This window comes from Paenibacillus agricola (assembly GCF_011440305.1).
Classification (GTDB): Bacteria; Bacillota; Bacilli; order Paenibacillales; family NBRC-103111; genus Paenibacillus_S; species Paenibacillus_S agricola.
This window is the reverse complement of sequence record NZ_JAAOIW010000005.1, coordinates 282,290-295,764: the sequence shown is the minus strand read 5'-3', so window position 1 is coordinate 295,764 and position 13,475 is coordinate 282,290. Positions and strand designations below refer to the sequence as shown.

11 protein-coding genes are annotated in these 13,475 nt (G+C 46.8%); 9 read left to right on the top strand and 2 right to left on the bottom strand.

Going from position 1 to position 13,475, the window contains the following annotated elements; genetic code table 11:
- The first annotated feature begins 263 nt into the window (after window positions 1–263).
- The 4 genes from G9U52_RS16340 to G9U52_RS16325 all read left to right on the top strand — a co-directional run bounded on the left by G9U52_RS16340 (window position 264) and on the right by G9U52_RS16325 (window position 4,927).
- On the top strand, window positions 264–968 hold the full coding sequence (locus G9U52_RS16340; protein ID WP_166151396.1) for a FadR/GntR family transcriptional regulator: 705 nt from the start codon (window positions 264–266) through the stop codon (window positions 966–968).
- Complete coding sequence (locus tag G9U52_RS16335) at window positions 968–3,127, top strand: dihydroxy-acid dehydratase domain-containing protein (RefSeq protein WP_166151395.1); 2,160 nt, start codon at window positions 968–970, stop codon at window positions 3,125–3,127. Before G9U52_RS16340 ends, G9U52_RS16335 begins: the two co-directional genes overlap by 1 nt.
- A 41-nt stretch (window positions 3,128–3,168) precedes the next feature.
- Window positions 3,169–4,107 (top strand): U32 family peptidase, encoded by a 939-nt coding sequence (locus G9U52_RS16330; protein ID WP_166151394.1) that lies wholly within the window; start codon window positions 3,169–3,171, stop codon window positions 4,105–4,107.
- A 262-nt stretch (window positions 4,108–4,369) separates the two neighbouring features.
- A complete protein-coding gene (locus tag G9U52_RS16325; protein WP_166151393.1) occupies window positions 4,370–4,927 on the top strand; it encodes an SLOG family protein in 558 nt (185 codons plus the stop codon).
- Here the strand turns inward: G9U52_RS16325 and G9U52_RS16320 are convergent.
- A complete protein-coding gene (locus tag G9U52_RS16320; RefSeq protein WP_166151392.1) occupies window positions 4,924–5,142 on the bottom strand; it encodes a hypothetical protein in 219 nt (72 codons plus the stop codon). The genes G9U52_RS16325 and G9U52_RS16320 overlap by 4 nt on opposite strands.
- A gap of 293 nt (window positions 5,143–5,435) precedes the next feature.
- On the opposite strand from G9U52_RS16320, the gene G9U52_RS16315 reads away from it, so the two are divergent.
- Window positions 5,436–6,638, top strand: coding sequence for an MFS transporter (locus G9U52_RS16315; protein WP_166151391.1), 1,203 nt, complete (start codon window positions 5,436–5,438; stop codon window positions 6,636–6,638).
- 74 nt (window positions 6,639–6,712) lie between these two features.
- Window positions 6,713–7,999, top strand: coding sequence for a voltage-gated chloride channel family protein (locus G9U52_RS16310; protein ID WP_166151390.1), 1,287 nt, complete (start codon window positions 6,713–6,715; stop codon window positions 7,997–7,999).
- 74 nt (window positions 8,000–8,073) lie between these two features.
- Here G9U52_RS16310 and G9U52_RS16305 read toward each other — a convergent pair whose 3' ends face one another.
- Window positions 8,074–10,086 (bottom strand): methyl-accepting chemotaxis protein, encoded by a 2,013-nt coding sequence (locus G9U52_RS16305; RefSeq protein WP_166151389.1) that lies wholly within the window; start codon window positions 10,084–10,086, stop codon window positions 8,074–8,076.
- A 450-nt stretch (window positions 10,087–10,536) separates the two neighbouring features.
- Here G9U52_RS16305 and G9U52_RS16300 point away from each other — a divergent pair, with 450 nt between their 5' ends.
- The 3 genes from G9U52_RS16300 (at window position 10,537) to pstA (ending at window position 13,458) form a co-directional block, all read left to right on the top strand.
- Window positions 10,537–11,547, top strand: coding sequence for a PstS family phosphate ABC transporter substrate-binding protein (locus tag G9U52_RS16300; RefSeq protein ID WP_166151388.1), 1,011 nt, complete (start codon window positions 10,537–10,539; stop codon window positions 11,545–11,547).
- A gap of 127 nt (window positions 11,548–11,674) precedes the next feature.
- Entirely contained in the window at window positions 11,675–12,589 is a 915-nt protein-coding gene (gene pstC / locus G9U52_RS16295; protein WP_166151387.1) for a phosphate ABC transporter permease subunit PstC, read from the top strand.
- Window positions 12,589–13,458, top strand: coding sequence for a phosphate ABC transporter permease PstA (gene pstA / locus G9U52_RS16290; RefSeq protein WP_166151386.1), 870 nt, complete (start codon window positions 12,589–12,591; stop codon window positions 13,456–13,458). Before pstC ends, pstA begins: the two co-directional genes overlap by 1 nt.
- The last annotated feature ends 17 nt before the right edge of the window (window positions 13,459–13,475 follow it).

Here is a 13,475-nt window from a genome sequence, read left to right as displayed (position 1 = left end):
ATGGGTGTGGGGTGGAGGAGCGATAGCGTTCGCCTTTGAAGCTCGTGTTCCAACCACTGGAAGCCAAAATTTCAAGGAATTCGAACTTCAACAGCGACCGGAACCCCATACCCATGTCATCACTAACGCACAAAGGTTGGAGTCAGTACATCAAAGGACCGTCCGATGATCTTTCGGACGGTTTTTCTTATTGTATTCATACACCTCAGGTGTTACTATAACTTTAAATACATATCATATGAGTTAGTGGCGGTGGGTAGGTGATGGCGATTAAAGAGCTGGCAAGCACTAAGGTACTCACGGAATTGATGAAGCGGATCGATCAAGAGGAATGGAAAGCCGGCGATAAGCTGCCTTCCTTGGCGGCGCTGGCCATGGAGCTGCAGGTCGGTGTGTCCACGGTGCGGGAAGCGCTGCGCATTATGGAAAACAAAGGCTACCTGCTCATTGAGCACGGTCGCGGCATGTTCGTGCGCAGCCCGAATTATTGGCAGCAGGACAGGCCGCTTGACAGCCCCCTTGACCTGACGCGGCTTCCGGTCGGAGACTTGTTTTCCTTGCTGGAATTTCGCGGTGTGCTGGAGCCGGAGATGGCTGCGATGGCTGCGGAAAGAGGGTCGCCTGGGCAAATTCGCAACATCAAAGAGGCTGCCTCCAAAATGATCAATGACCTGGCGGCAGGCGAGGATTATTTTGCATCGGATATTTCATTTCATGATTATATTGCAGAGGCCTGCTCGAATGAGGTGATGGCAACAGTGATGAAGGGGATCTCCGATTTGCTGCTGGAAAGCCGCAGAAAAACAACCCGCATATCGGGTAGCCCGGAGAGAGCCGCTCATTTTCATATGCTGATTGCACTTGCGATTGAGCAGCGCAATGCACCGCTTGCCCGTGAAATGATGAAGGCGCATTTGCAGGATGTGAAGCAGGATAGTATGAAGCTAAAAGGGAGTGCAGAGGCTTAATGAAAATAACGATCCGTAATGCAGCAAATTCCTATCAGGGGAATGTACAGGGCAAGGCAAATGAACCGATTACCGTCGCGGGGCTGCTGGATCGCTCCCGCCGTGGGCTGGATGGCTACTATGAGGGCGGAGAGCCTGATTGGACACTGGAGAACATTTATGACCGCTTGGAGCATAATGCACCGAGAATCGCCATTATTGGTGGGTCTACCGACCATCCGGCGCATATTTTTGATCATGAAACTGTGTTTAAGGCTGCTTTGAAAATTTGGTTCGAAGGAGGTGTGCCTTTCTACTTCAGTACGCCTGTTTTATGTGATGGAACTGCCCAGAACAATATCGGAATGTCCTACTCCTTGCAGAGCCGCAACGCGATCGCAGAGATTGTCGTCAATCAAATGGAAGCGCATTCCTACCATGGCGCATTTGTTATTCAAGGCTGTGATAAACAGCCGCTTGGCATATTGAGTGGGCTTGCCCACTTGGATCGTGTACGTCGTTACCGTGGGGAGCATCATGTATTTGCAACATTCAGCCCTTCACATGTTTTAAAAGGGGGGACGATCCCTGATGATTTAAAGCTGGAGCTTGCTGAGCTTGCTGCACAAGCTGATGAAGCGGGCTATGATGATATCGGGGCTGATATTAGGGAGGCGGTCAGCTACATCCTGCAATGCTCCTCGAACACCTCGTTTCAGGGCGTGTTTCAGCGGGCGGTTGAGCGTGGGCTTTTGACGGAGGAACGGCATATGTATTTTGAAAAAAGACTTGCCGTCAATACCTGTGATTCCGGCGGCGGCATTTGTGCTTTTCATGGAACAGGCAACAGCTCACGCGATATAACCGCTGGTTTTGGGGTGGTAAGCCCAGTGCTGGAGCTGCTGACGGAGCCGCCAACCATTGCCCAGGTGAACAAGGCTATTGAACAGCTTTTTTCGATTATCCCCCGTCCTGAATGTGGAGTAAGTGAACTGGTCAGAGCGAATATCGGCAACACGATCCGCTTGCATAGTGCTGGAGGCGGCTCTACCAACCTGATGATGCATATTGTAGGTGCGATGATTTATGCAGGTTATGATTTCCGGCTAAAGGATCTGGAGGCGATCATGAATGCGCATCCCATCCCGGATTTATTCGATTACAGCCTCACAGAGGGACGAGATATTTATGCTTTGGCGCAGCAATGCTGTACGGGGCAGATCCGTGGTATGGAAACATTGATCTATGAGCTTACGCGTAATGGTGTGCCGATGGATTTGGACGCACCGACGGTTACTGGTGAAACCTGGCGGGAGCGATTGTCAGATACAACGAACTTGAGTGCAGACGGGGTTAAAGAAAACCGGATCATTTTAAGCACACCGAGACGGAGCTTTAGCGGCGTGGATGTACTAAGCAGCAACTTTTTTAATAATGCGGTTGTAAAAATTAGCGGGATGCCCACCAAGCAATTAAATCAATTCGATGATAAGGTGGCGTTCGTGCTTTATTTTGAAAATGAAGAGGAAGCCAACCACCATCTGCTTGATGTAAATTTGTTGGCTGGCTTAAAGGCGAGAAGGTTGTTCCCGCTTGAGCATATGAAGCAAATGGCCAACCATAACGCAGCCATTACAGAGGAGCAGCTACAGGGCATGGATTATGACGAGCTGTTCGAACAGATGGTGGGTAAGGAATGGCTGAGGCTGGCCGTTATTATTGCGGGGCAAGGGCCAGAGGCATTTGGCATGCCGGAGATGATGACGCCGATGCAGCATATTAATGCGGGGCGTCAGCTCAAGCGCTTGACGACCTTAATCAGCGATGGCCGCTATTCCGGCGTGACCTTCGGTGCTGCAGTAGGGCATGTCACACCGGAGGCTTTCCATGAGGGCGGCTTGCTTTATGTGCAGGAGGGTGATTTATTGCACCTGCAGTTCCGCAATAAAAGAATCGACCTGCTCGATTCCGCGGCATTCGCTGCCGGTCAATTGTTGTTGTTCCAAGGCGACCTTCGCACGGAGCGGGCGAATTTGGGCGTCGTCAGGCTGGCTAAGCTGCGCACAAGACAACGGATGGTCGCAGCATCGAACCGGATGCGCGACTGTACGGACGCTTCACGCGGTGTTGTCCCTATGGCCGTTGCTATGGATGCGGATATGGCTTGGCCTCAAATTTAATCGGATTGAAAATCCACCATTACAAAGGAGCATATACCAGCATGGATAAATCGAGAGCATTGTTAAAGTCATTAGGTTTTTTGGAAAAGGAAGCCTACGATTTGCCGGATTCCCCCAAAAGGTTTCCAGATGGAGCGCAATATCGGGTGGAAATCCCTAGTGTCGAAGGGCCAGAGGCGTTAAAAGCGGTATTCGAGGAAGCGGACAAATACGGGGTTATTATCCACCGCGTTTCACAGGGGAGCGGCATCATGCTGCTGACCGATGAGGAAATATCGGAGATGGTGGAGCTATGTGCGGCACGCGGAGTTGAGCTGAGCTTATTCGTAGGGCCACGTGGCACATGGGATATAAGCGCGTTGCCGTTAACTCCTGCTGGCAAAGTGGTTGCACTTAGGCATGAAGGTATCGACCAGTTGGTGTATGCGATGGAGGATTTGCAGCGTGCCAACCGCCTTGGCGTACGTGGCGCATTGGTAGCCGATGAAGGGCTGCTGCTCTTGACCAAGGAGATGAAAAAGCAAGGCTTGATCGACGCGAACTTTGTAGTTAAAGTATCGGTGCAAATGATGGCTGCCAATCCGGTATCGATTAAGCTAATGGAGGATATCGGGGCAGATACCTACAATCTGCCGACGGCGCTTACACTGCCTAAGCTGGCTTCGATCCGTCCTGCTGTTGATATTCCGCTCGACCTCTATGTGGAAGCGCCGGATGGCTTGGGCGGCTTTATCCGCCATTATGAAATACCGGAGTTCATTCGGATCTTATCACCGGTATACATCAAGTTCGGCTTGCGCAACCATCCGGATGTGTATCCAAGTGGTAAGCATTTGGAGGCGATCAATGTGAGCTTATGCCGTGAGCGCGTTAGAAGGGCCCATATGGGCATGCAGCTTTTACAGCAATATGCTCCTGAGATGGTAACCTCGAAGCTGGGTGCGGCAGACTTGGGTATTCCGGTTGTGCCTCATGCCTAATTCTCGACATTAATGTCCTGACTAAGGAAGGTTATCAAATATTGTAGTGCATGATAAACAATTGAGTTATACTAAATATAGTCTGAGAGTTGGAGTTACCCTTCATAAATGACTTCAACAACCCTAACTAACGTAGCTGGGGTTGTTTCTTTATTAATGGATATGAGGCATATTGCCTCGGCAAATGTACTTTTAGCACTACTAGATATGCGGCAACTACCGTACTGCATCGACACCAGTGCGGATAAGGAGTGTTAGTTACATGAAAAGAGTACTCATAACTGGATATAAGGCAACGGAGCTGGGTATCTTTTCGAATAAGCATCCGGGCATTCCTATCATTAAAAAAGCGATCACGAAGCAAATGGTTGCCTTGATGGACGAAGGTCTTGAATGGGTGATTGTCAGCGGTCAATGGGGTATCGAGGTGTGGGCGGCAGAAGCGTTGATCGAGCTAAAGGCGACATATCCGAACCTTCAATTGGCAGTAATCACCCCTTTTTTGGAGCAAGAGGAAAAGTGGAGCGACGACAAAAAAGAAGTCTACAGCCACATGCTGCAGCATGCTAATTATGTGAACAGTGTGTCCAAGATGAAATACGAAGGACCTTGGCAATTTAAAGAGAAAAACAAATTTTTGCTGCGAAATTCCGATGCGATGATCCTCGTGTACGATGAAGAAACCGAAGGCTCTCCTAAGTACATCAGGGAACAAGCGATAACGCAGGCAGAGAGGACTCGTGTTGCTTATCCAATCTATACGATCACTGCTTTTGACCTGCAAAGTGTAGCCGAGGAAGAGCAAAACCAGTATGATTAGGTTGGGCATCCAACAATAAAGGCGAAGCTTCCAGATCCGCTGCTCAGCGGGTTTGGAAGCTTTATTTTCAACCGGAACCCCAGGAGTGCGCCGAGTGCTCCGACAATTACATCTATGCTAATCATCGTATTGGTGGCGAGCAGCGTATCGACCTTGATTTTCGTATAGATAGGCCAGGTCGCCTGCCGTGCAAATATAAATGATGGCGCTTCCACAAAAAAGGTAATAAGTCCTGCCTTGGTTCAGCCTCGCTGGGGATTCGCAGCTTCATAAAGTACCAGGTTTCGATAATCGCGAACGCGAAGCCGATCAAAAAAGCAATCTCATAGCCATACGGGTAAGGCAAACGGTCTATGCCCCAGCCTGCTATAAAAGCAACGATGCAGCCGCATAGTCCAGTCCAGATGTTCCGTTGGGCGAACGCACTTCATCATTTCGCCTTCAGCTAGGTAGTAGTTGTGATTACGCTTTGACCGTGTTAAGGATTTCATGAAAATGGGGGCTGAATATGCAGGCAATTGAGCTATGGAAAATTGCGCCTAAAGAAATAAAAATTTTATATGTGACCCAGTTTTTAATGAATATGGGGTTTTATGCGCTTATTCCATATTTGACCTTATATTTGACTGGAAGCTTAATGTGGTCGATGGCTTTAACGGGAATTATGCTGGGGATCCGACAATTTTCGCAGCAGGGTATGACCTTTTTAGGGGGTCTGGTCGCAGACCGTTTCGGCTGCAAGCAAGCGATTGTGCTTGGGCTGGCTGTGCGTGCGGTAGGTTTCCTTTGCTTTGCGGTTAGCGAGCAGCCTTGGCATTTTTTTGCTGCAGCCATTATATCTGGCTTCGGCGGGGCTTTATTCGAACCTGCCTTGCAGGCTGCTTTTGCACGATTGGCGCCAGTGGCTTACCGGCAGCAGCTTTTTTCATTAAAAAATATGATTATTAACATCGGCATCATTGTTTCAACCTTAATGGGCAGCCTGCTGAGCTCGGTTCATTTTTTGTATTTGGGCCTGTTTTCCAGCTTGGTATTTGCTTTTCTTGCTGTTTTTGTTTATATATTCTTGCCCTTGCTTGAGATCGAAGTAACGCCTAATCCTATTTGGCAGGATATCGGAAGTATATTGAAGGATTTGCCTTTTGTTATTTATACCTTGGTGCTGATCGGTTACTTCTATTTATATATGCAGCTGTTCCTGACTATTCCTAAGCATGCGGTTCAGGTTACCGGAGATCCGACAAGTGTGGCGTATATATATGGCACGATTTCTTTGTCCGTGGTGTGCTTGCAGCTGGTTGTTACGCGTTTTTTTGAAAGGTTTGCAAACCGATTTGTGCTTATTGGCTTGGGTGCTTTGCTAATGGGCATCGCTTTATTCCTGATCGGCTTATCCCATGGGGTGCTGATGCTGTGCCTGTCTTCGGTGTTATTTGCAGTAGGCACGATGATCTCGGCTCCGCTTATGTTAGATGTTGTACAAACGTTCGCAACGCCAAGGTTGATCGGCTCCTACTACGGGTTTAATGGTTATTCGATGGCGTTGGGTGGCGCTTTAAGTACAAGCCTAGGCGGCTGGTTTTATGATATGGGCCAAGCCCGGGAGATACCGCTATTGCCCTGGATTCTATGTCTGGTGGTTGCGGTTGTTGTTGCGGTCAGTATGAGCTTTTTTAAGGAAAAAGCTGTAAGGTTGGCCAGCGATAAATAATTGAAGGTAAAGTGTTGCACCTGCAGAGGATGGTAGGTATGATTGCATGAAAGAGCGGCAGGGAGTGACAGTCAATGAACAAATGGTGGAGGATACCGGCAAGTCTGAACTGGGCAAATTATTATGAGGCGATTGCGCAGGAACGGGTTGTTCAGTGGAATCTATTCAAATATATCGTGCAATGGATAGTGCTAGCTAGTGCGGTTGGGCTATTAACGGGCTCAGCTTCTGCGCTATTCCTATATAGCCTTGACTCAGCAACAGGGCTGCGTTATGCCTTTCCTTGGTTATTGTTTTTATTGCCTTTTGGAGGTGCATTCGTCAGCTGGATGTATGAGAAATATGGGCGCAACAGCAGCAGAGGCAACAATCTTATTCTGGAGCAAATCCACGACGGTCATGAAACGATCCCGTTGCGCATGGCGCCTTTTGTGCTAGTAGGCACCGTGCTAACGCATTTGTTCGGAGGCTCGGCCGGTCGTGAAGGGACAGCAATCCAGATGGGCGGCAGCCTATCGGAATGGCTTGGCCAGCGGATTTGCATCAGCCCTGTGAATCGCAAGATTCTGTTGATGTGCGGGATCAGCGCAGGCTTTGGCTCAGTGTTTGGAACACCGCTGGCTGGAGCGGTATTTGGGCTGGAGGTGCTTGCCATAGGCGTTATTAGCTATGAGGCTTTGTTGCCTTGCTTTTTGGCAAGCCTAGTTGGGAATGCAGTGGCTACAGCATGGGGAGCCCAGCATGTCCATTATTCGATGGGACAGGTTCCTATGCTTGGCTTGGCAGTGCTGTTAAAGGTAGCCGCGGCAGCGCTTATCTTCGGATTGGTAAGCCGCTTATTTTGTGAATTAACCCACAAGCTGAAAGCTGCTTTTACTCGCCTAATCCGCAATGTCGCGCTTAAATCGTTTGTAGGTGGCTGTATTATTATTATGCTGACCTACGCTGTAGGGACACGGGATTACTTGGGATTGGGCTTGCCCTTGCTGGCGGAGTCCTTTCATGGTGACGTAACCCCGTTCGCTTTTCTGTGGAAGCTCATTTTCACCACTGTAACGCTGGGAGCGGGCTTTCAGGGCGGAGAGGTAACACCTTTGTTTGTCATAGGATCCGCATTAGGCAATGCACTGGGTCCGTTGCTACAGCTACCTGCTCCTTTTCTGGCGGGGATTGGGCTTATCGCGGTATTCGGCGGAGCCGCCAATACACCGGTTGCTTGCTTCTTATTAGGAATGGAATTATTTGGCTCGGAAGCGGCCATCTATATGTTTCTGGCTGTAGTGGTCAGCTACTTGTTCTCCGGACATAAAGGTATATATAGCGCGCAAAAGCTTGGTGTGCCTAAGGGCAAGAGCCCATAAAGCACGTAGGCCAGAAAAACGAAGGTGCTACCCAACACTAGCCTTAGCTGTAGTTGGGATAGCACCTTTGTTGGTTAACCGATAGGCTGCAGCTTTTTCTCTTCTTCTTTTTCTTTTGTTGCAGCAGTTGCAGCATCAGGCTCAAGCTCCATCTCGAGCTTGGGCTCATGCTTAATCCTGTTCGCATCCCTATCTAAATCCACGCTCATATTCTTATCTATATCTGACTCGCGGCTCGCATCCATATCCATACCCACATTTACAGCGCTACTAGCTGACTCGGTCTCGACCCACTCATTTTTAATGTCTGATTTATTCAATTCTTCATCCATGGAGGTTTCCTCGATACTTATATCCCCAATTTGGAACTTGCTCACCTCATGGAAAAGCTTCTCCGAAAGCAGCATAATATCATCTGCCTGCGAGGCAACTTGTTGAATCGCTGCGTTTTGCAGTGTGGAAGTGGAATTTACCTCCTGCACACCTGCTGCTGTTTCTTGGGCAATTGCCGCTACGATTTGCACGGAGTGGACTAGCAGTTCGTTTTTTTGCTGGGCAAATGCAATCTGTGCATGAATTTGATTAATATCCAGCGACAAGGCATCCATAGAGCCGCGGATTTGGTGGAAGGCTTCGATGCTTTCGCTCATTTTGCCATTTTGTTGTAAAAAGGATTCCCGCGCATCGTCCATATGCAATTCCAATTCATTCGTCTGCTTGAGCAGAGAGCGAATAATGACCGCGATCGATTTGGATGATTCATTCGTTTGTGTAGATAACTGCCTGACTTCTTCAGCAATGACCGAGAAGCCTCGGCCGTGGACTCCTGCCCGTGCGGCCTCAATAGCTGCGTTCAAAGCCAGCACATTGGTTTGCTGGGAAATTTCGCTTATCGTATTGACGATTTTATTAATTTGCGTGGAGCTGGAGGACAGGGAGGACATCGCTTGATAAACCTTGTCCAGTACATTTTCAGATATTTTCGATGCTTGCATTAGGGCCTCCATAGAAGCCGATCCAGTATGTGTGTTAAAGGCGGCCTCGCGGCTTTTATGCTGGACGGTTTGGGTATAACCCGAAATCAGCTCAATTTCTTGCTCCAAATCAGCGATAATATGGGTGCTTTGCTCAGACTGCAAGGCTTGCTGCTCGGCGCCGCTCGATATATCTTGGATGGCCCGAAGTATCTCTGCATTAGCTGAAGCGGTTGATCCAGAGAAGTCCTGGAAGCCCTTTGAATGCTCCGATAAGGAGGAAGCAATCGTCTGGGTATGCGCTAGCATGCTGCGAACCTGGTCGATCATATGGTCGAAGCTATTGCTCAATGTGCCTAATTCATCCTTGGATTTGCTATTGATTTTGTGGCGTAAGTCTCCATTGGCAATCGATTGTACAGCTTGTTGGAGCCTATTAATCGGCTTGACGAATGATTTGATCAAGATGATAGCTGTTCCTATTGTAATGACAATGACGCCAATAAGCGCCCATAGGGCAACATTTGCCGTATCGTTAAGCAATCCGTTGGAATCTTCAATAGCTTTGGCTGCATCGGAAGTAAATGCTTTATTGAAATTATCGACAAGCTCAAATATATATTCCTTATGAACCTGGGACAGGTCATGCGTTTTTTCCAATTGGCTGATCAGCTCGATAGGGCTAAGTGTCTTATTGTTCGCGATCGCGACGGCTTGGGCGAAGGTAGCTGTATATTCTGTAGAGGTATTGGTCAGCTTTGCACTCCATTTCCGTTCGTCTGCATTGGAGGCCGTAGCTGCAATTTGTTTCACCAGCTTATAGAACTCTTCTTGAAAGGTTGCATATCGTTCAACTAACTCTGGTTTCTTGGAAATCATAAATCCCGATTTGATAGCATCAAGCTCGTTCACAATGATTTTTAGCTCCAAGGCTAACTTTTGCTTGTCCAGCTGGTCATTCTGGTATGTGTTTTGCTGCTTTATAAGATCAACCTGGTTTAGATGAAATGTGGATACGCCTGCAACAATGATGAGGATTACAGCAAAGCCTAATACCAACTTGGCTTTCATTGATAATTGAAGCTGTTTTATTCGCTTTTTTAATTCATGCATGGTTGAACCTCCTTAGAGTTTTTACAGAAAACTTACTTTGCCAGCATCCGCCGAGTTTCGCGAAAAAGTAACAGTGAATCGCAGACAATAGAGTCTTAATACCTATGTATTAGTCTTATCCTACTAGATGGTTATTAGTGAAGTGTCTATTTAATGTAAAAGCAATGTTAAATATTTGTGATCATGCTGGTTTAGAGCAAGGAATAGGCTTTGATCCCTTTTTTCCATTATATAGTTGAAGGAACAGTTTAAGCCCTGTCCGGAAGTCGGCTGCAACAGTAATGGGAGGAAGATCCTGCTTTCGCAGCATCTCCGTGCTGGGAGTTTGTTCGGTTGTTCTATTTTCGAGAATTTACATTCCATTTACAAATGTACAAAATAGCGAAAACAAATGAGCCTTAATATGACATTTGTAAGCACAAATAAAAAAGAATATGAGGAGTGGTCATTTTGTTTAAAGGATTTACTCGTAAAGGTACTTTCGTCATGTCTTCCCTAATCTTGGCAGTTACGCTTGCAGGTTGTGGACAAACAGCAACACAAACACCAGCAGCAACAGCGCCGGCACCAACAGGTAATGCTGCTGCACCAGCACCAGCAACAACACCAGCTACAGCATTAAAAGGTGATATTAAAATTGATGGTTCTTCCACGGTATTCCCGATCTCCCAAGCGATTGCTGAGGAGTTTATGAAAAAGAATAAAGATGTAAAAATTACTGTAGGTGAATCCGGTAGTGGTAACGGCGCGAAGAAGCTGATCGATGGCGAAATTGATATCGCGGATATGTCCCGTAAATTCAAGAAAGAAGAGTTGGAATCCGTAACAACTAAACAAAGCACAGAAGCAATCGAAATGCCGATCGCTTTAGATGGTATCACAGTCGTAGTTAACAAGAAGAATACTTTTGCCAAAGAAATGACAGTAGAAGAATTGAAAAAAGTATGGGGTAAAGATAGCACAATCAAAAAATGGAACGAAATTCGTCCAGAATGGCCTGACAAAGAAATCAAGCTTTATGGCCCAGGTACAGCTTCTGGAACATTCGAATTTTTCACAGAAGCGATCAATGGTACAGCTAAAGAATCCCGCAGCGACTACACGCCATCCGAAGATGACAATGTTTTGGTTAAAGGTGTAGCAGGTGATGAGTTTGCAATGGGCTACTTCGGTTTCTCTTATTACAAAGAAAATGAAGCTAAACTGAATGCTGTTGCCATTAAGAAGGATGCGGCTTCCCCTGCAATTGCACCATCGCATGAAACGATTGAAAAAATGACTTATGTACCATTGTCCCGTTATATCTATGTGTATCCAACTAAAAAATCTATTGCTTTACCGCATATCAAAGAATTCTTGAAATATTACAACAGTGCCGATGGCTCTAAGCTAGTTGAAGCTGTGAAATACATCAAGCTTCCACAAGCGCAATTGGACAAAAACCTGGAAATCCTTAAGTAAGCACAGCGACCTAATGCAACGCAAGGCAACTGAATAAGATTAATAGAACCGTGGCATTTCATAGATGTTGTTGCTATGTAAGGCCACGGTTCTCACACTATAACATGCTGGGCGTGGAGGAGTAGCTGTGGCTATCGAACAGAAAGCGAATTTCAAAAGCAAAAAAAAGTTTATTTCGAGTGATATTCTCATTCCCAAAATATTAGCCTTTTTTGCCGCCATTTCCATATTTACAACGATCGGGATTGTTTTAATACTTCTGTATGAATCGGTCGGGTTTTTCAAACAAATCCCCTTGTGGGATTTTATTACGGGTACCAAATGGACGCCGTTATTTGAACCGGCGCTTTATGGCATATTGCCCTTAGTATCAGGTACGATCCTGATTACGGTTATTGCCAGCATCATTGCCATTCCGATCGGGCTGGGCAGTGCGATTTATTTAAGTGAATATGCTTCGCCGCGGGTTCGGAATATCATCAAGCCGATTCTGGAAATTTTAGCAGGTATACCTACGATCGTTTACGGATTTTTCGCCTTAACGTTTGTAACACCAATCCTGCAATTTTTGATCCCGCAGACAGAAATTTTCAACGCGCTTAGTGCAGGTATTGTAGTAGGGATTATGATTATCCCCATGATCTCCTCGATGAGTGAGGATGCAATGGTGGCTGTTCCTAATACCTTGCGTAATGGAGCCTATGCCTTAGGTTCAACGAAACTAGAAGTAGCGCTTAAAATTGTTGTACCCGCCGCTTTCTCAGGAATTATGGCGTCATTTGTATTAAGCTTATCCCGGGCCGTAGGGGAAACGATGATTGTTTCATTGGCTGCTGGGAATTTGCCTAGCATGTCATTTAACCCGCTGGAAAGTGTGCAAACCTTGACTGCTTACATTGTATCTGTTAGCTCCGGTGATACCCGGTTCGGTTCTGTAGAGTATTTGACGATCTATTCGGTGGGTATGACTTTGTTTGTTTTAACTTTAGGCATGAATATTCTGGCTAGCTACATTTCCAGAAAGTTCAGGGAGGAATACTGATGAACAATCAAGCTGAAATCAAACATATTGCCAAGCGTAAAAGCAAAAACAAGCTTTTTCATCGGTTATTCTATTTCTCCACCTGCTTTGGAATTGTTGCGTTAGCTTTATTATTGATACAAATATTGGTACAGGGTGGAAGCTGGTTAAGTATTGATTTCTTCTTCAATTTCGCCTCGCGGATCCCAGAAAATGCAGGTATTAAAGCGGCTTTCGTAGGAACACTTTGGTTAATGCTCATAACAGCTCCACTAACCTTTATTATTGGCGTAGCTACAGCCATTTATTTGGAGGAGTATGCGAACCAATCCTGGTTTAGCAGACTGATCCAGACGAATATATCCAACCTGGCTGGCGTTCCATCGATCGTATATGGACTACTGGGCTTGACCGTGTTTGTCCGTTTGTTGGGACTGGAACGAAGCCTGTTATCCGGAGCTTTAACGATGACACTGCTTGTATTGCCGATCATTATCGTATCCTCACAAGAGGCGATTAAGACGGTTCCTAACTCGCTTAGAAATGCCTCCTTTGCACTGGGTGCAAATCGGTGGCAGACGATCGTTAAGGTCGTATTACCTTCGGCCATTCCGGGTATTCTTACCGGTTCGATCCTCTCGCTATCCCGAGCCATTGGCGAAACAGCGCCCTTGATCGTGATCGGTGCGGTATCGTATATCGCATTCCTGCCTTCGTCACCGTTCGATACGTTCACAGCGATGCCGATCCAGATTTACAACTGGGCCAGCCAACCTCAGGCAGCATTCACGAATGTCGCGGCAGCGGGAATTATCGTGCTTCTGGCGATGCTGCTGAGCATGAATGCTTTTGCCATTTATTTAAGGAATAAATACCAAAGAAAGATGTAGAAATAGATAAAGGAGGA